This is a genomic window from Mycolicibacterium arabiense (assembly GCF_010731815.2).
GTDB classification, from domain to species: domain Bacteria; phylum Actinomycetota; class Actinomycetes; order Mycobacteriales; family Mycobacteriaceae; genus Mycobacterium; species Mycobacterium arabiense.
Map to the genome: position 1 here is coordinate 2,757,263 of NZ_AP022593.1, position 16,054 is coordinate 2,773,316.

A 16,054-nucleotide genomic window follows, 5' to 3' on the forward strand; every position below is an offset into this window, starting at 1 on the left:
GCCCCAGGGCGAAACCGGGCCGTGCGTTGTCGGGACAGCGCGTTTCGCCGAGTGGATGGCGCTACTGCTCCGACTTCTCCCGCGCCTCGTTGGCTGCGGCAGCACCGCGTGCCGCCTCGGCCTCCGCTTCCTTCTGGGACGCCTCGCGCTGCGCATCGGCCTTGTCCTGCTGCGCCTGCCCTTCACGCTGCAGATCGTCGCGCCCGGCAACTGTGCCCGCGACTTCCTTGGCCTTTCCCTTCACGCCCTCGACGGCGCCCTTGATGCCCTCTTCCGGACCGCTGTTGTCCCCCACGGGATTCCTCCTTCGTCGATCGACCGATGTCGGCTTCGGATTCCCACGGCCATCGCCACCAAACGCCCGTTGGCGATCTTGGTTGACGAGCCGGTCAGTGGGTAGCCGTGCGGAGATGTCTGACGAGAATGCGATGGTTGGCGTGGTGGTCGTCGGCGCCTCGGCCGGCGGTGTCGAGGCACTGATGCGCCTCGCATCGGCGCTGCCCGCGGACCTGCCGTACGCCGTCCTGGTGGTGTTGCACATGCCGTCGGAGGCGCCCAGCGTGCTTGCCCGCATCGTCGACCGTGCCGGGCCGCTGCCCGCGGTGCCCGCCGAGCATGGCACCCACCTTCAGGCCGGACACGTGTACGTCTCCACGCCAGACCATCACCTGCTGCTCGACGACCATCACGTCGCGGTGACCAAGGGCCCCACCGAGAACGGCCACCGGCCCGCGATCAACGCACTGTTTCGTTCGGCAGCGCTGGCCTTCGGACCGCGCGCGGTCGGCGTGCTGCTCTCGGGTGTGCTCGACGACGGCGTGCTCGGACTGCGGGCCATCAAGGCCCGCGGCGGTACCACGATCTGTCAGTCACCCGACGACGCGCTGTTCCCGACCCTGCCGCGCAACGCCCTCGATGCCGGCGTCGTGGATCACTCGGTCCCCGTGCCGGAGATCAGCGGGATACTCAAACAGATGAGCGGACGAGAGTTCGAGGTGGCATCCATGCCCCGTGACACCGCGATGGAACTGGAAAACCGGATAGCGATGGCACCGCAATTCGGTGCGCCCATCGACACCGAAGCCCTCGGACCGCCGTCGGGCTACACCTGCCCCGACTGCAATGGATCGCTGCAGAGCGTCGAGGACCGGGGCTTCCGATGCCAGGTCGGCCACGCCTGGACTGCCGACGCCCTGCTCGACGCCCGGGACACCGAGATCGAAGGCGCGCTGTGGGTGGCGGTACGCAGCCTTCAGGAGAAGGCCAAGCTGTCGCGGACTCTCGCCGACAAGGTGGGGCCGGGCATGATGGCCACCCGCTACACCGCCGCTGCCGAAGAAGCGGATCGAGCGCTCACGGTGCTGCGCGACCGGCTGTCGAGCATCGGCCTACCGGGCCGTGAGTAGCGTCGCGCCGCTGCGGATCACCGCGAACGCCGCACCGAACGCGTGCGTCCTCATCGCGGAGGGCGTCCTCGACGCCTCGACCTACCGGACACTGCGCGACACGGTCGTGAAGTCCGCGCTCGATCGGCCCGCGGGCGTGGTCGTGGACGTGACTCGCCTCGCCGCGCCGTCCCCCTCGGCATGGGCGGTGTTCACCAGCGCGCGCTGGCACGTGAGTACGTGGCCGGACGTCCCGATAACACTCGTCTGCGAGCACGAACGGGGCCGACTCGTCCTGCAGCGCAACGGCATCACCCGGTACGTACCCGCGTACGCCGACCTCGCGTCGGCGGTGGCCGCGCTCGACCGGCCCCGCGGATCGGTGCGGCGCCGCGCTCGGACGGCCATTCCCCGCCCGCTGGGCCGTGCCGAGGCAAGGCGGTTCGTCGCCGACAGCCTGCACGCATGGGGGTCCGACGACATGTCCCCTGCCGCCGCGACGGTGGCCTGGCTGCTGGTCGACAACGTGCTCGAACACACGCTCGGCGATCCGATCCTCATCGTCGAGGAGATCGGTGGCGTCATCACCATCGCGGTCGAGGACGCCAGTTCGTCCCCGGCCGTGCGGCGCGAGAGCACCGAAGGTGGCACGGACGTGGTGGCCGGGCTCGCCATCGTCAACTCACTGTCGCGGACGTGGGGGTCGGCGCCCACCTCGACCGGCAAGACGGTGTGGGCGATCCTGGGGCCGGAGAACCGGTTGTGACCGGTAAGGTTCGAGCCTTGACGGGATCACGCCGAACCGACGACGCGTTGGACGCCGCCGACGAGTCGTTCGAGGCACTGCTGCGGTTCGTCCGCGATTCCCGCGGCTTCGACTTCACCGGATACAAGCGCGGGTCCCTGATGCGCCGGGTGCGGCACCGGATGGACCAGGCGCGCTGCGAGAGCTTCGACGACTACCTCGACGTACTGCAGGCCGATTCCGACGAGTTCGACGCCCTGTTCAACACGATTCTGATCAACGTCACCTCGTTCTTCCGGGACGCGGACGCATGGAACGTCATCGCCGGCGAGGTGGTGGCCGGTCTGCTGGCCGAGCGCTCGCCGACGGACCCCATCCGGGTGTGGAGCGCAGGTTGTGCGACCGGCCAGGAACCGTTCACCATCGCCATGGTGTTCGCCGAGGCGATGGGCAAGGAGGCCCTCCGGCAACGCGTCAAGATCTACGCGACCGACGTCGACGAGGAGGCGCTCGCCGAGGCCCGGCTGGCAACCTACGACGCACGGCAGGTCGAGTCGGTTCCGCAGGCGCTACGAGAGAAGTACTTCGAACACGTCGGCGGGCACTACGCGTTCGACAAGGACCTGCGGCGAGCGGTCGTCTTCGGCCGCAACGACCTCGTCAAGGACGCACCCATCTCGCGCGTCGATCTCCTGGTGTGCCGCAACACGCTGATGTACTTCAACGCCGAGACTCAACGGAACATCGTCAAGCGCCTGCACTTCGCGCTCGGCCCCCGCGGCACCCTGTTCCTGGGCCACGCCGAGATGCTGCTGAGCCACACCGAGCGGTTCACGGCGCTCGACCTGCCCAACCGGGTCTTCCGCAAGGCCGCGGGGACCCACGTCACCGTCGAGCGCGGCGACCTCGTCGCCTCCCCGGTGGAACGGCACGGCGACCTACCGGGGCTGCAGGGCGTACGCGAACTGGCCTTCCGCGCCAGCCCGGTGGCACAGCTCGTCGTCACGGGCGACGACACGGTCGCCATGATCAACCACCAGGCCGAGGCGCTGTTCGGGCTGACCGGGCGCGACGTCGGCAGGCTGTTGCGCGACCTCGAGGTGTCCTACCGTCCGGTCGAACTCCGCACCTACGTCGACCGGGCTCGGACGGAGCGGCGCTCCGCCCGAATCCAGGACGTGCGATGGCAACAGCCCGGCGCCGACCCGGTGTGGTTCGAGGTGCACGTCAACCCGCTGATCGACGCCGCCGACGGGTTCGCCGGCGTCTCGATCGTGTTCTTCGACGTCACGGCCACCAAGGCCCTGCTCGACAAGGTGGTGCAGACCAACCACCAACTGGAGACCGCGTACGAGGAACTCCAGTCCACCAACGAAGAACTCGAGACGACCAACGAGGAACTGCAGTCGACGGTCGAGGAACTCGAGACCACCAACGAGGAACTGCAGTCCACCAACGAAGAACTCGAGACCATGAACGAGGAGTTGCAGTCCACGAACGACGAACTGCACACGATCAACGACGCGCTCACCGAGCGCGGCATGCAACTCGACGAGGCGAAGATCTTCTCGGACTCCCTGATCAATTCGATCCGACTCGGCTTGGTCGTCGTCGATCAGCAACTACGGGTGGCGGTGTGGAACCGCGGTTGCGAGGAACTCTGGGGCCTGCGAACCGAGGAGGCGATCGGCCAGGCACTGCTGGATCTGGACGTTGGGCTCCCCACCGAGGACCTCAAGCCGCTGATCGGCGCCGCCTTCGTCGATCCCGACGCCTCGGGTGAAGCCGTCGTCGACACCTTCAACCGTCGGGGCAAGCCGACCCGGGTGCGAGTGACGTGCTCCGCCTTTCACACCACCGGGTTCGGCGTCACCGGTGCGATGCTGCTGATGGAGGTCGTCGCTCAGTAGCGTCGCCCGGGTTCTCGACCACGCGGTGCGCGATGTCGACCAGCGGTTTATTGGACTGCTGCGACAGCCGCCGCAGCAGGTCGAAGGCCTGCACCGCATCGACCGAGAACCGTTCCATCAGGATGCCCTTGGCCTGTCCGATGACGTCGCGGCTGGCCAGCGCACCGCGGTACTGCTCGTCGCGCCGGACGAGGTTCCACGCCAGCGCTGTGTGGGTTGCGTACAGCAATCCCGTCTCGACGTCCTCGTCGTCGAAGGCACCGGGCTGATCGGCGTAGAAGTTCAGCGCGCCCATCGTCTGGTTGTCGGCGAACAGCTGGAACGCCAGGATCGACCGGACCGACGTCTGGGCGGACGCATCCTTGGCGTACGCGGGCCACCTCGTGTCCGTGCCGAGGTCGTCGACGCGCACCATGTGGTTCGCCCACGCCGCGGTGACGCATGGGCCCTCCTGATGCCGCCGCTGGATTTCGTCAAGGACCTTGGCCACGGGGCCGGTCGCCGCGAGTGTCCGGACGTCGCCGCGCTTGGACGCCACGGTGATGCCCACGTCGCCGGCGGCGGGAACACCGCTGCGCGCCGTGGCGACCAGGTCACCCAGGATCGTCTCGGGTGCGGTGGTCTTACCACCCTGCACCTGACGGAGCAACGACTCGACGTGACCCGCCAATTCGGTCGCATCGAACGGCATTGCGGACCCCCGTGCTCCAGTAGTCGCCTCAGTCTAGGCCCCGAGGCGTTTGGCGGCTTCGGCCCCGGGTACCGGGCGCTCATGTCCAACGACACCGAGTACCCCGGTCGCACCGGCGAGATGTCCGACCGTCCCTCCGACGAGATGCGCGACTACGAGGGACGAGGCCTGCTTTCGGGCAGGCGCGCCCTGATCACCGGCGGTGACTCCGGCATCGGCCGTGCCGTCGCGGTCGCGTTCGCCAAGGAGGGCGCCGACGTCGCGATCGCCTACCTCTCGGAGGACGACGACGCGAAGCACACCGTCGAACTCGTGGAACGCGAGGGCCGCAAGGCGGTTCGACTGCCCGGCGACCTGTCGGACCCGCAGCGCTGTCGCGAGGTGGTGGCCGAGACCGCCGAGGCCCTCGGCGGTCTCGACGTGCTGGTGAACAACGCCGCCTACCAGAACCCCGTCGAGGACTTCGCCGAACTGTCCGACGAGCAGTGGCGCCACACGTTCGCCGTCAACGTCGACAGCTTCTTCCACGTCACCAAGGCTGCGTTGGCGCACCTGCCCGAGGGCGGGTCGATCATCAACACGGCATCGATCAACGGGTTGCGGGGCAACAAGACCCTGATCGACTACTCGGCCACCAAGGGGGCCGTCATCGCGCTCACCTATTCGCTCGCCCAGTCACTACAGGAGCGCGGCATCCGGGTGAACTGCGTTGCTCCGGGACCGGTTTGGACGCCGCTCATTCCGGCGACCATGCCCAAGGAGAAGGCCGAGTCGTTCGGCAAGCAGACGCCGATGGGGCGCGCTGCTCAACCCGACGAGATCGCCCCGTCCTACGTGTTCTTCGCCGCCGGACGGATGTCGTCGTACTACAGCGGTGAGGTGCTCGCGCCCATCGGCGGGGAGACCCTGCCGGGCTGAGCGGGCTCGCTCAGCGGCGGCGGCGCCGGATGACGACCACGCCGCCGAGGAGCACCGCGACCACGGCGGCTGCAACCCACGGCACCGCAGGGTAGGCGCGTGCGTTCTCGGTGACGACGTGCTTGGTGCGGGCAACGGCGACCTTGGCGTCGGCGACCTTCTCGTGCACCTTGTCCTCGGCGCGGCCCTTGACGTCCATCTTGTCGGTCAGCGCCGCGACGGTCTCGCCGAGCGCCGCACGGGTCTCCTCGATGTCGGCGCGGATCTCCTCGACGCCGGCGTCGGGCGCCGGTTCCGAGGGGTTGCCCGCACTGCCGCTGGTGTCGGTCATGACGTCGCCGATCCCTTCACTTCTTGGATGTCCTTCTTCACGCTCTCGGTACTCACCTGCAGCGGCGGCGGCACCTTCTTCGCCTGTGCCTTGCTGATCAGCGCGGCGACGGCGGCGATCACGAACAGGACGACGGCGACGATCAGCGCCGAGGCCCACACCGGGAGCACCAGGGCCAGCCCCGCGATGGCGGCCGTGACGAGCGCGGCGACTCCGAACACCGCCATCAGGCCGCTGGCGCCGATCAGCCCGGCACCGACGCCCGCGTGCTTCGCGGATTCCTTGAGTTCGGCTGTCGCCAAACGCATTTCGTCGCGCACCAGACGGGACGTCTGAGCGGACAGGTCACTGACGAGTTCTGCGATCGGTGCGTCCGACCGAGATCCCGTGTCTCGCGTGCTGCTGGTCATGAGGTCACTCCTCTCGCAGGGTTCATGGCAGGCAGTGCCCCGTGATCATCGGCTGGAAACATCGAGGTCGACGATCAACGGGCGGTGATCGGATATCGCCATCTCCGGGGTCGCGGTGGCGCGCGCCACCAGGGTCGGGTCGTCGGTGAGCAGGTGGTCGAGCTGTCGGTCGGGCTGGGTCGCAGGAAACGTCGGCGACGGGTCACCGAGTGAGCGCAGGCCCGACCAGCGCCGCGCCGAGTTCGCGTTCAGGTTGAGGTCGCCGGTCAGGATCCGCGGACCGGGCAGCCCCTTCAGGTCGCGGACGAGCCTGCGCAACTGGCTGCGGTTCCAGCCGGGCACGAACGACAGGTGGGTGTTCGCCACCGTGAGCGTCCCGATTGGCGTGTCGAACCGCCCGATGACCGCGGCGCGAGGTTCTTCGTCGACCACCATCACGCGATTGGGGCCTGGCAGGTACATCGGAAACTTCATCGGGATCCGCGGCAACCGCACGACCTGCCACGACGTCGACGGGTAACGCGACAGCAGCGCCACCCCGTAGGCGGCGGTGCCGGGCTGATGGTCGCCGGTGGCGGCCATCCACGTCGCACCCGGAGTACCGGAGATCGCCGCCACGAACCGGTGACTGACGGCCCCCATCGCCTCGGCCGCGACGGCCGTCAGGTCGGCCATCCCCGACCGCTCCTGCTCGAAGTCCACCTCCTGCAGAGCCAGAACGTCGGCGTCGATGGCCCGCACGCAGTCGCGCAGGCGGTCGAGGTCCACCCCGTCGCCCACGGTTCGCCCGTGCAAGATGTTGAATGTCGCCATCCGCATGGGGTACTAGGTACCCACCATGACGATTCATCCACCTGCCGAGTGCAGCGCAATACCCGGCGATCACGAAGAACTGCGTGAGGCGCTGCGTCGCGCCGCGTCCGCGCTGAAGGCCCACGGACCGGAGTTCGCGCTGGCAGGCAGCTATGCGCTGTGGGTGCACGGTGCACCCGAGCCCGTCCACGACGTCGACATGGTGGTCGCGGAGGTCGACGTCGAAGCCGCGGTGTCGACATTGTCCGACGCCGGGTTCGACGTCGAGCGCACACCCGAGGACTGGTTGTTCAAGGGCACGTCGGGATCGGTCTTCGTCGACGTCCTGCACCGGGTCAACGGCGAGGTGGTGACCCACGATCTGATCGCCTCGGCCGCGCGCCGCGACGTGCTGGCAATCCCGATGCCCGTGCTGGCGCCGACCGTCGTCTTCACGCAGAAATTGAGGTCGTTGCACGAACACCATTGCAACTTCGCGGCGCTGCTGCCCGCGGCCCGTGCAGTGCGTGAGCAGGTCGACTGGTCGACGGTGCGTGAGGCGACGGCCGACAACGACTTCGCTGCCGCGTTCCTGTTCCTGACCGACCGGCTCGGCATCAGCGACTCGGCGAGCGTCACCGAACCGTCAGCCCGGGCTCACGAGCTACCCACCTAGGGTGGGAAGGCGTGGGTACTCCAGGCGGGCGCAATGACGGGTCGATCGCCAAGGAGGTAGTCGCCGTCACGGTGGCGGTGGTGCTGGTGGTCGCCGCGTTCGTCATCCCGCACCTGCACCTGGGCAGCCTCACCCCGCTGATCAACGCGACCCCCGAACGCTTCCGCGACTTCGCCGGCACCGCACCCGTCTTCGGGTGGTGGGAGGCGCACGTCGGGTGGGGCACCGTGCCCGCCATCGTCATAGCCGTCGCCGTCGTGCTGGCGGGCCAGAGTGTCGCCGCGCGGCTGCCATGGCGCGCGGTGCCGTTGGCGACGTGGGCGACCGCGGCGGCATGGGCGTTCTCGCTGGCCATGATCGACGGCTGGGAGCGCGGATTCGCAGGCAGGCTCACCGCCCGCCACGAGTACCTGCGCCAGGTACCAACCATCGACGACATCCCCGAGACGGTCCGGACGTTCGCGAGCCGCATCCTGGACTACCAGCCCGACTCGTGGATCACCCACGTCTCGGGTCACCCGCCCGGCGCGCTGCTCACCTTCGTGTGGCTGGACCGCATCGGCCTCGGTGGCGGCGGGTGGGCGGGCATGCTGTGCCTGCTCGTCGGATCGAGCGCGGCGGCTGCCATCGTCGTCGCCGTGCGCGCGCTGGCCGACGAGTCGACCGCACGGCTGGCGGCGCCATTCCTCGCGGTGGCGCCGACGGCCATCTGGATCGCCGTCTCCGCCGACGGCTACTTCGCAGGCGTCGCCGCATGGGGCATCGCGCTGCTGGCACTCGCCGCGCGCAGAACCGCCCGGGTCCCCGTGGTGGCGGCCATCGCCGCGGGACTGCTGCTCGGGTGGGCGATCTTCCTCAACTACGGCCTGGGCCTCATCGCATTGGTCGCCGTCGCCGTGCTCATCGCCGCCCCGGACCTACGCTCGGCTCTGCGCGCGCTCGTACCGGCCGTCGTCGCCGCACTGGTGGTCGTCGGGGTGTTCGCCGCAGCCGGGTTCTGGTGGTTCGACGGATACCACCTGGTGCAGGAACGCTATTGGCAGGGCATCGCGCTGGACCGGCCGTTCCAGTACTGGGTGTGGGGCAACCTCGCAGCGGTCGTCTGCGCGGTCGGGCTGGGCACGGTGGCGGGCATCGGGCGGGTGTTCGACGTTGCGGCGATCAAGCGACGGTCCGGCCTTCACCTCGTCGTGATCGGCGCGCTGCTGGCCATCGCGTGCGCGGACTTGAGCATGCTGAGCAAGGCCGAGGTGGAACGGATTTGGCTGCCGTTCACGGTGTGGCTGGTGGCCGCGACGGCCCTGCTCCCCCCGCGATCACACCGATGGTGGCTGGCGCTCAACGTCATCGGGGCCTTGGTGCTCAACCACCTGATCTTCACGAACTGGTAGCAGCCGGCGGCCCTACGCCGCTGCGAGGGTCGCCAAGACGCGAGTGCCGATCGGTTGCACGGCGGAGATCGTCAGGCCGACGTCGTCGGCCAGCTTGCGGGCGCCGTCGAGTCCGACGGTCGCCCACTTGAACCACGGGCCGATGGTGCGCGACGACTCCAGCCGTACCCAGCGCACCACCACGCCGTCGGTGTTGCCGTCGAACTCGGTGATGCAGTGGCCGCCGGTCCGCAGGAGTTCGGCAGCGCGCTGCAGGACGCGGCGCGGATCGCCCGACAGTCCCACGTTGCCGTCGGCCAGCAGCACCGTCGACCAGCGTCCGGTACCGGGAAGGGGGTCGAACACGTCGCGTCGCAGGGCGGGCGCCCCGCGGCGGCGGGCGAGTTCCACGGCGGTCGCGGACTGATCGACGCCCAGCGCGGGCACCCCGCGCTTGATCAGGTGCGCAACGAATCGGCCTGGGCCACAACCGAGATCGATGGTGGGGCCGTTGCACCTACCCAGCACGGCGCGGTCGAACTCCCGGTCGGCGCGACGATTGCCCAGCCAGCTGTGTACGGCCAGCCCGTGCACGCTGCCGTCCTCGTGCCGCAGCCAACATCGTTCGCCCGTGAGTGCCTCGTCGTACAAATTGCCGAACACGTCATACCTCCGCGGTCTGGGTCGCTGCGTGGAACCGGCTGTCCGGGCGGCATGCCCGCCGGACGTCGGATAGATCGTCGATCGTGTCGACGTCGGCCAGTTCCGGCACCAACGTCACCGCCAGTCCCGTGTCGCGCAGAGCGGCAAGCGTTACGGCGCCCGTCTCCGCCGTCGACATGGGCACGTCGCGCAGACACTCCGCGCTCGACGGTGACGTCACGCCGAGCACCCACCATCCGCCGTCGCGGGCCATCCCCAGCACGGCGTCGGTGCCTACCAGTTCACGCGCGCACCGTCCCAGCAGATCCGCGTCGACCTGCGGGGTGTCCATCCCGATCTGCAGCACGGGCAGCCCGTCGGCGACGCGCGACGCGTCGGCGTGGGCATTGGCGAGGCGGTCGGCGAAGCCATCCCCGCGCTGCTCCACCACCGTGAAGTCGGAGAGGCGTTCGGCGATCTCGGCGCTGCGGCACGCCAGGGCCAGGTCGCCCGTCATGGCCACGACCCGGCGGGCCACCGGCGTCGCGGAGACGGCGTCGAGGGTGTCCAGCAACGCGGCCGCAGCGATGTCGGCGGCCGCGACGTCGCCGAGCGTGGCGGCCAGCCGCGTCTTGGCCAGGCCCGGGATCGGCGCCTTCGCGACGACCAGCAGGGCGACCGGGGTGGTCACGAGATCGTCCGCATGAAGTCGTACGAGGCGGTGACGCTGCCGCGCAGCGATCCGCTCACCTTCGACTTCCCGCCGGTGCGCACGCCGTAGGGCACGTCGAGCTCCACGACCTTCCAGTTCGCGGCGGCGGCCTTCATCAGCAGCTCGAGCGGGTAGCCCGACCGCCGGTCGGCCACGTCGAGCGCCAGCAGGGCGTCCCGACGCGCGACGCGCATGGGGGCGATGTCGTGCACCGGCAGACCGTGACGCCGCCGCAGCCGCCAGCACACCGCAGCCGTGCCGAGCCTCGCGTGCCACGGCCAGCCCACGCCGGGTCGTGGCCGCCGGCGGCCGATCGCCATGTCGGCGCCAGCCTCGACGGCCTCCACCAGCATGGGCAGGTCGCGGGGGTCGAGCGAACCGTCACCGTCGATCACCGCGACCAATGGCGTCGTGGCTGCGACGATGCCCGCGTGCACCGCGGCGCCGTACCCGGGTTGTGACTCGCTGACCACGCGGGCGCCGCAGCGGCGGGCCACCTCGGCGGTGCCGTCGGTGCTGTTGTTGTCCACGACCAGAGCGACGTAATCCTCGGGCATCGCCGCCAGTACGCCGGGCAGGGGCAGCGCCTCGTCGAGACACGGCAACACGACCGTGACGTGGGATCCGTGCACCACGCGAGGTTAACCGCGCACCCTGGCATCCAACCCTCGGTTAGCTGACGAATTAATGACGTTGGTGCAGTTAATCCCGTATTCGGGGCTATTGTGGGATGTCGTGACCCGCGTCCTCATCGCCGACGACGACAATGTCGTACGCGATGTCGTGCGCAGATACCTCGAACGGGACGGTCTCGACGTCGCCGTCGCGAGGGACGGACACGAAGCCCTTCGGCTCCTTGGCTCGGAACGCATCGACGTTGCCGTGCTCGACGTGATGATGCCCGGGCCCAGTGGTTTGGCGCTGTGCGAGACGCTGCGCGAGCGCGGGGGCTACACCGTTCCGGTGATCCTGTTGACGGCCCTCGGCGAGGAGGACGACCGCATCGCCGGACTCGAGGCCGGCGCCGACGACTACCTCACCAAGCCGTTCAGTCCGAGAGAACTCGCCCTGCGCGTGCGCTCGGTGCTGCGCCGCGCCCCCTCGGCCGTCGGCGCACCCCCGGTCGTGCTGACCGTCGGCGACATGACGGTGTCCGCCGCGTCGCGCACCGTATCCATCCGGAACCGGCCGATCAGCCTGACCAATCGCGAATTCGACCTGCTGGTGTTCTTCCTGACCCACACCGGCGTGGTCTTCACCCGCGAAGAACTCTTGAAGCGCGTGTGGCAGTGGGACTTCGGTGACCTCTCCACGGTCACCGTGCACGTCAAGAGATTGCGGTCCAAGCTCGGCGACGAGCATCGCGTGCAGACGGTGTGGGGTCGTGGCTACATGTGGAGTGGGACGCAGGATGCCGTCGACTGATCTCTGGGAGATCGTCGGCATCGCGCTCGCGTGCTCGGTCCCCGTCGTTGTGCTCGGCGGCATCGTCATCCGCGTTGCGCGGTCGTGGTCGCTGACGCTGAGCATGATCGTGCTGATCCTGATCCCGACGCTGGCGACGTTCACCGGGTTCCTCGGGGCGGGCGTCTTCATGGCCTCGGAATGGTTCGAGCGCATCGCGGTGGTCCTCGTCATCGTCTCGGTGGTGACGATCCCGGCAGCCATCATGCTGGCGCGCTACCAGGCCCGAAGAATGGTGTGGGAGCAGGAGATCCGCGAATCGGAACAGGCCGCCGAGCAGTCCCGGCGCCGTCTCGTCGCATTCGTCAGCCACGACCTGCGGACGCCGCTGGCCGGGATTCGCGCCGTCGCCGAGGCGATCGCCGACGGGGTGGTGGCCGACGACGAGGTGCGCGACCACGCCAAGCACATCGAGCACGAGACGATCCGGCTGGCCGAGATGGTCGACGACCTGTTCGAGATGTCGAAGATCAATGCCGGCGCGGTGCAGATGAACTACGACCGCGTGGCGCTCGACGAGGTCGTCGACGACGTGCTGGCCGCCCACAGGATCGCGGCCGAACGCGCCGGTGTCGTGCTGCGCGCCGACCTGCCCGTCGAGCCCGTGCGCGTCATCGGCAGCGACCGCGCCCTGGTGCGGGTGCTGTCGAACTTCGTGGCCAACGCGATCGCGCACACCCCGTCGGGCGGGACGGTCGAACTGGCGATCGGCGCCGACGAGCGGGGTGCATGGGCCCGCGTGGACGACACTGGCGTCGGCATCGACGAGGCCGACCTGACCCGCGTGTTCGACATCGCCTACCGGGGGTCCAACGGCAGGGTGCCGCGGTCGGATTCGTCGCTGCCGAGCGGCTCGGGCCTGGGCCTGGCGATCGCGGCCGGGCTCGTCCAGGCCCACCACGGCACGGTGTCGGCGTACAACCTCGGCACCGGCGCACGCTTCGAGGTGCGCCTACCGCTGGCAGGCGAGGAATAGCCCGGCCCCAGGGTCACTCCGGCAGCGAGCGCCCCAGCCGCTCGGCGGCCGCGAGGTAGTCCTCGATGAAGTCGGCGACGACCTCGCGCGCGGGCTTCACCTTGTTCATCATCCCGACGCCCTGACCGACGAAGTACGTCGCGAGCGCTTGGGCGCCCTGGTGACCCTGCTCGGCGAGCGCGTCGACGCGGCGCAACACGGGCTCGCTGAGCATCGACTGCAGCGGCAACGGCAGGGGCTTGCGGCCCTCGTCGTTGGGCAGCCACGCGTTAGTCCAGTCCGAGACCAGTTGTCGCGACGGCTTGCCCGTACGGCCCGCCGACCGCACGGTGTCACGGGAGGTCGCGGCGAGCATCTTCTGAACGGTGTGCGGCGCGGTCTCGGCCTCCTCGGTGGTCAGCCACACCGAACCCGTCCACGCACCGGAGGCGCCCATCGCCACGGCCGCGGCCATCTGCCGTCCGGTGACGATGCCACCCGCCGCGAGGACGGGGATGTCGCTGCCGTTGGCCTCGAGTGCGTCGAGCACCTCGGGGATCAGCACCAGCGTGCTGACCTCACCGCAGTGTCCGCCTGCCTCGGTGCCCTGGGCCACGATCAGATCGACCCCGGCCGCCGCCTGCTTGAGCGCGTGCTCCTTGGCGCCGACCAGCGCGGCCACCGGAACGCCGCGCTCCCGGCCCGCCTCGAGCATGTAGTCCGGGGGGACGCCGAGCGCGTTGGCGATCAGCTTGATCGGGTGGCTCATCGCGACCTCGAGCAGCTCGGGACCGGTGTCACCCGAGAGCATCGTGCCGCCGATCCGCGGCGAGGCCTCCGGCTCGATGCCGTGCTCAGCGAGCAGGCCGGCGACGAACTCCTTGTGCTCGACCGGGATGCGGCCGGCCAGGTCGCCCTTCGACAGCTTCTCGCCCTTGCCCTCGAACTTCGCGGGCACGATGATGTCCGCGCCGTAGGGCTTGCCGTGTACGTGATCGTCGATCCAGGACAGTTCCCGGTCGAGCTGCTCGGGCGTGTACGCCGTCGCACCGAGCACGCCGAAACCGCCGGCGTTGGTGACCGCGGCGACGACGTCGCGGCAATGGCTGAACGCGAACAGCGGAAAGTCGATGCCGAATTGTTGACAGATGTCGAGTTTCACACCGTCAGTATGCGCATGCCGTACGGCTCAGCCGCGCAAAGGCGCAAACGCGAAGTCCGCAAGGCCGTCGCGCGGATCGACCGCCGCACGGAAACCGAGCACCTCGGCCGCCCGCGCCGGGTCGGCGACGATGTGGCGGACGTCGCCGCTGCGGTACTGCCCGGTGACCACCGGCGGCTCCCCGTCGCGGACCTCGCACAGCCGTGCCGCGACGTCGCGGATGGCGATCGGCTTGCCCGAACAGACGTTGAACGCCGCGAACCCGCCCGCACCGTCGGAGACCGCGGCGACGTTGGCCGCCGCCACGTCGTCGACGTGGACGAAGTCGCGCATCTGACCGCCGTCCTCGAAAACCCTTGGCGGCTCGCCCCGTTCGATCGCCGAGCGGAAGATCGCCGCGACCCCGGAGTACGGGGTGTCGCGCGGCATGTGCGGGCCGTAGACATTGTGGTAGCGCAGCGCGACCACCGAGCCACCGGTCGCCTCGGCCCACGCCAGCGCGTAGTGCTCCTGGGCGACCTTGCTGGCCGCATACAGGCTGCGCGGCCGCATCGCGGCCGACTCGTCGACCAGCCGCCACTGCAGCGACTCACCGCCCAAGGGGCAGCGGTGCTCGAAGTCACCGGCGTCGAGCGCCGCGCGCTCCCGCGGTAGCGGGTCGACGGTGCCGTGCTCGGCGCACTCGTAGCGGCCCTGACCGTAGACCACCATCGAAGACGCAAGCACCAGTTTGCGGCAGCCCGCGGCGAACATCTCGGCCAGCAGGACCGTGGTGCCGTAGTCGTTGTGGCTGCCGTACGACGGGGCGTCCGACGCGTCGACGCCCGCACCGACCACCGCTGCCTGGTGGCAGACGACGTCGACGCCGGGCAACACCGCCGCCAGCGCGGCGCCGTCGCGCACGTCGACGTCGAGCACGCCGTCGGGTGCGCTCGCCCCGGCACCGTGGGCGGCGTCGAGCATCACGTCGACGGCGACGACCTCGTGGCCCTTGTCGGTGAGCGCTGCGCGGATGCGCGATCCGATGAAACCGGCTGCGCCGGTGAGCAAGACCCTCATGGCAGCTCGATCGGCAAGTGGACGCCCGCGTGCGGCGAGCAGTGCGTGCACGCGTTCTCGACGTCGACCTGGGCGATCGCCTCGTGCACCAACTGCTTGAACGGCACCAGGTTCTTCTCGAACTCGGCGAAGACGTGGACCGCGGTCACGCCCGCGCCGGTCTCGATACCCGCGTCCAGGTCAGTCACCAATGCGATTGCGGCATAACACATCTCGAGTTCTCTCGCGAGGACAGACTCCGGGTAGCCGGTCATGTTGACCAGAGAGAAGCCCTCACTCGCGAACCAGCGGCTCTCAGCGCGAGTGGAGAAGCGCGGGCCCTGGATGACGACCATGGTACCGCCGTCGACGACGTCGGGCAGGCCCGTCACCGCGCTCCGCAGCGTCGGACAGTACGGATCGGCGAAGCCCACGTGGATGCCGCCGGAGTCGAAGTAGGTGTCGGCGCGGGCGCTGGTGCGGTCGACGAGCTGATCGGGTACCACCATCGAGCCGGGTCCGAGTTCGGCCTTGAGGCTGCCGACCGCGCAGGGACCGAACACCCGCCGCACGCCCAGCGCCCGCAGCGCCCACATGTTGGCGCGGTACGGGACGGTGTGCGGCGAGAATTCGTGGTTGGCGCCGTGACGCGGCAGGAACGCCACCTCATGCTCGCCAACCGTGCCGACCGTGAGCGGTGCGCTCGGCGGTCCGTAAGGGGTGTCGAGGTTGACGCTACGGGCGTCCTCTCCAAAGAAGGAGTAGAAACCGCTGCCACCAATCACACCCAGCATGCACTGCTCCTCACGTCGATTCAGCTCCATCATCGCCCATACCCGTCGGCCGACTTTCT

Annotated in this window: 19 protein-coding genes; 8 read left to right on the forward strand and 11 right to left on the reverse strand. The window is 69.4% G+C overall.

Annotation, left to right across the window (positions count from 1 at the left end; translation table 11 throughout):
• Window positions 1-61 precede the first annotated feature (61 nt).
• A complete protein-coding gene (mbp1, locus tag G6N61_RS14890) occupies window positions 62-295 on the reverse strand; it encodes a microaggregate-binding protein 1 (protein ID WP_163919216.1) in 234 nt (77 codons plus the stop codon).
• Window positions 296-410: 115 nt separating this feature from the next.
• On the opposite strand from mbp1, the gene G6N61_RS14895 reads away from it, so the two are divergent.
• Genes G6N61_RS14895 through G6N61_RS14900 form a run of 3 tightly spaced genes read left to right on the forward strand, consistent with a single transcriptional unit; the run spans window position 411 to window position 4,040 of the window.
• On the forward strand, window positions 411-1,406 hold the full coding sequence (locus G6N61_RS14895; RefSeq protein ID WP_163919217.1) for a chemotaxis protein CheB: 996 nt from the start codon (window positions 411-413) through the stop codon (window positions 1,404-1,406).
• A complete protein-coding gene (locus G6N61_RS30870) occupies window positions 1,399-2,151 on the forward strand; it encodes a sulfate transporter (RefSeq protein ID WP_235887552.1) in 753 nt (250 codons plus the stop codon). Before G6N61_RS14895 ends, G6N61_RS30870 begins: the two co-directional genes overlap by 8 nt.
• A gap of 47 nt (window positions 2,152-2,198) precedes the next feature.
• Window positions 2,199-4,040, forward strand: a complete 1,842-nt coding sequence (locus G6N61_RS14900; RefSeq protein ID WP_235887638.1) for a CheR family methyltransferase — start codon at window positions 2,199-2,201, stop codon at window positions 4,038-4,040.
• On the opposite strand, the gene G6N61_RS14905 is transcribed toward G6N61_RS14900, so the two are convergent.
• Window positions 4,000-4,731, reverse strand: coding sequence for a GAF and ANTAR domain-containing protein (locus G6N61_RS14905; RefSeq protein WP_163919219.1), 732 nt, complete (start codon window positions 4,729-4,731; stop codon window positions 4,000-4,002). The two genes, G6N61_RS14900 and G6N61_RS14905, sit on opposite strands and share 41 nt — an antisense overlap.
• Window positions 4,732-4,812: 81 nt before the next feature.
• On the opposite strand from G6N61_RS14905, the gene G6N61_RS14910 reads away from it, so the two are divergent.
• Window positions 4,813-5,649, forward strand: a complete 837-nt coding sequence (locus tag G6N61_RS14910; protein ID WP_163919220.1) for an SDR family oxidoreductase — start codon at window positions 4,813-4,815, stop codon at window positions 5,647-5,649.
• A gap of 10 nt (window positions 5,650-5,659) precedes the next feature.
• Here G6N61_RS14910 and G6N61_RS14915 read toward each other — a convergent pair whose 3' ends face one another.
• From G6N61_RS14915 to G6N61_RS14925, 3 genes are read right to left on the reverse strand one after another with little or no spacing between them, the layout of a single operon-like run.
• Complete coding sequence (locus G6N61_RS14915; RefSeq protein WP_163919221.1) at window positions 5,660-5,980, reverse strand: DUF3618 domain-containing protein; 321 nt, start codon at window positions 5,978-5,980, stop codon at window positions 5,660-5,662.
• Window positions 5,977-6,390, reverse strand: coding sequence for a phage holin family protein (locus G6N61_RS14920; protein ID WP_163919222.1), 414 nt, complete (start codon window positions 6,388-6,390; stop codon window positions 5,977-5,979). The genes G6N61_RS14915 and G6N61_RS14920 overlap by 4 nt, the downstream gene beginning before the upstream one ends.
• 45 nt (window positions 6,391-6,435) lie before the next feature.
• Window positions 6,436-7,209 carry an endonuclease/exonuclease/phosphatase family protein gene (locus G6N61_RS14925; protein WP_163919223.1) on the reverse strand — a complete coding sequence of 258 codons (774 nt, stop codon included), beginning with the start codon at window positions 7,207-7,209 and terminating at the stop codon, window positions 6,436-6,438.
• A 19-nt stretch (window positions 7,210-7,228) separates the two neighbouring features.
• Here G6N61_RS14925 and G6N61_RS14930 point away from each other — a divergent pair, with 19 nt between their 5' ends.
• Window positions 7,229-7,858, forward strand: a complete 630-nt coding sequence (locus tag G6N61_RS14930; protein ID WP_163919224.1) for a nucleotidyltransferase family protein — start codon at window positions 7,229-7,231, stop codon at window positions 7,856-7,858.
• An 11-nt stretch (window positions 7,859-7,869) separates the two neighbouring features.
• Window positions 7,870-9,249 (forward strand): hypothetical protein, encoded by a 1,380-nt coding sequence (locus G6N61_RS14935; RefSeq protein WP_170314470.1) that lies wholly within the window; start codon window positions 7,870-7,872, stop codon window positions 9,247-9,249.
• A 12-nt stretch (window positions 9,250-9,261) separates the two neighbouring features.
• Here G6N61_RS14935 and G6N61_RS14940 read toward each other — a convergent pair whose 3' ends face one another.
• Genes G6N61_RS14940 through G6N61_RS14950 form a run of 3 tightly spaced genes read right to left on the reverse strand, consistent with a single transcriptional unit; the run spans window position 9,262 to window position 11,214 of the window.
• Window positions 9,262-9,891 carry a methyltransferase domain-containing protein gene (locus tag G6N61_RS14940; protein ID WP_163919225.1) on the reverse strand — a complete coding sequence of 210 codons (630 nt, stop codon included), beginning with the start codon at window positions 9,889-9,891 and terminating at the stop codon, window positions 9,262-9,264.
• Window position 9,892: 1 nt separating this feature from the next.
• Window positions 9,893-10,561 (reverse strand): TIGR04282 family arsenosugar biosynthesis glycosyltransferase, encoded by a 669-nt coding sequence (locus tag G6N61_RS14945; protein ID WP_163919226.1) that lies wholly within the window; start codon window positions 10,559-10,561, stop codon window positions 9,893-9,895.
• A complete protein-coding gene (locus G6N61_RS14950; RefSeq protein WP_170314471.1) occupies window positions 10,558-11,214 on the reverse strand; it encodes a glycosyltransferase family 2 protein in 657 nt (218 codons plus the stop codon). The genes G6N61_RS14945 and G6N61_RS14950 overlap by 4 nt, the downstream gene beginning before the upstream one ends.
• Before the next feature lie 103 nt (window positions 11,215-11,317).
• Between G6N61_RS14950 and G6N61_RS14955 the strand changes: the two genes are divergently transcribed.
• Both G6N61_RS14955 and G6N61_RS14960 read left to right on the forward strand, forming a co-directional pair.
• Entirely contained in the window at window positions 11,318-12,007 is a 690-nt protein-coding gene (locus G6N61_RS14955; protein ID WP_163919228.1) for a response regulator transcription factor, read from the forward strand.
• Window positions 11,994-13,022 (forward strand): sensor histidine kinase, encoded by a 1,029-nt coding sequence (locus tag G6N61_RS14960; protein WP_163919229.1) that lies wholly within the window; start codon window positions 11,994-11,996, stop codon window positions 13,020-13,022. Before G6N61_RS14955 ends, G6N61_RS14960 begins: the two co-directional genes overlap by 14 nt.
• A 13-nt stretch (window positions 13,023-13,035) precedes the next feature.
• Here G6N61_RS14960 and G6N61_RS14965 read toward each other — a convergent pair whose 3' ends face one another.
• From G6N61_RS14965 to G6N61_RS14975, 3 genes are read right to left on the reverse strand one after another with little or no spacing between them, the layout of a single operon-like run.
• Window positions 13,036-14,163 (reverse strand): NAD(P)H-dependent flavin oxidoreductase, encoded by a 1,128-nt coding sequence (locus G6N61_RS14965; RefSeq protein WP_163919230.1) that lies wholly within the window; start codon window positions 14,161-14,163, stop codon window positions 13,036-13,038.
• 27 nt (window positions 14,164-14,190) lie between these two features.
• A complete protein-coding gene (locus tag G6N61_RS14970) occupies window positions 14,191-15,222 on the reverse strand; it encodes an NAD-dependent epimerase/dehydratase family protein (protein WP_163919231.1) in 1,032 nt (343 codons plus the stop codon).
• A complete protein-coding gene (locus tag G6N61_RS14975; RefSeq protein ID WP_163919232.1) occupies window positions 15,219-15,995 on the reverse strand; it encodes an S-methyl-5'-thioadenosine phosphorylase in 777 nt (258 codons plus the stop codon). The genes G6N61_RS14970 and G6N61_RS14975 overlap by 4 nt, the downstream gene beginning before the upstream one ends.
• Window positions 15,996-16,054: the final 59 nt, after the last annotated feature.

Excerpts from the sequence above, each read along its gene's own strand:
- G6N61_RS14895 (WP_163919217.1), top strand. The coding sequence starts at position 411 with ATGTCTGACGAGAATGCGATGGTTGGCGTGGTGGTCGTCGGCGCCTCG.
- G6N61_RS14970 (WP_163919231.1), bottom strand. The coding sequence starts at position 15,222 with ATGAGGGTCTTGCTCACCGGCGCAGCCGGTTTCATCGGATCGCGCATC.
- G6N61_RS14905 (WP_163919219.1), bottom strand. The coding sequence starts at position 4,731 with ATGCCGTTCGATGCGACCGAATTGGCGGGTCACGTCGAGTCGTTGCTC.
- G6N61_RS14960 (WP_163919229.1), top strand. The coding sequence starts at position 11,994 with ATGCCGTCGACTGATCTCTGGGAGATCGTCGGCATCGCGCTCGCGTGC.
- G6N61_RS14910 (WP_163919220.1), top strand. The coding sequence starts at position 4,813 with ATGTCCAACGACACCGAGTACCCCGGTCGCACCGGCGAGATGTCCGAC.
- G6N61_RS14930 (WP_163919224.1), top strand. The coding sequence starts at position 7,229 with ATGACGATTCATCCACCTGCCGAGTGCAGCGCAATACCCGGCGATCAC.
- G6N61_RS14920 (WP_163919222.1), bottom strand. The coding sequence starts at position 6,390 with ATGACCAGCAGCACGCGAGACACGGGATCTCGGTCGGACGCACCGATC.
- G6N61_RS14915 (WP_163919221.1), bottom strand. The coding sequence starts at position 5,980 with ATGACCGACACCAGCGGCAGTGCGGGCAACCCCTCGGAACCGGCGCCC.
- G6N61_RS14925 (WP_163919223.1), bottom strand. The coding sequence starts at position 7,209 with ATGCGGATGGCGACATTCAACATCTTGCACGGGCGAACCGTGGGCGAC.
- G6N61_RS14975 (WP_163919232.1), bottom strand. The coding sequence starts at position 15,995 with ATGCTGGGTGTGATTGGTGGCAGCGGTTTCTACTCCTTCTTTGGAGAG.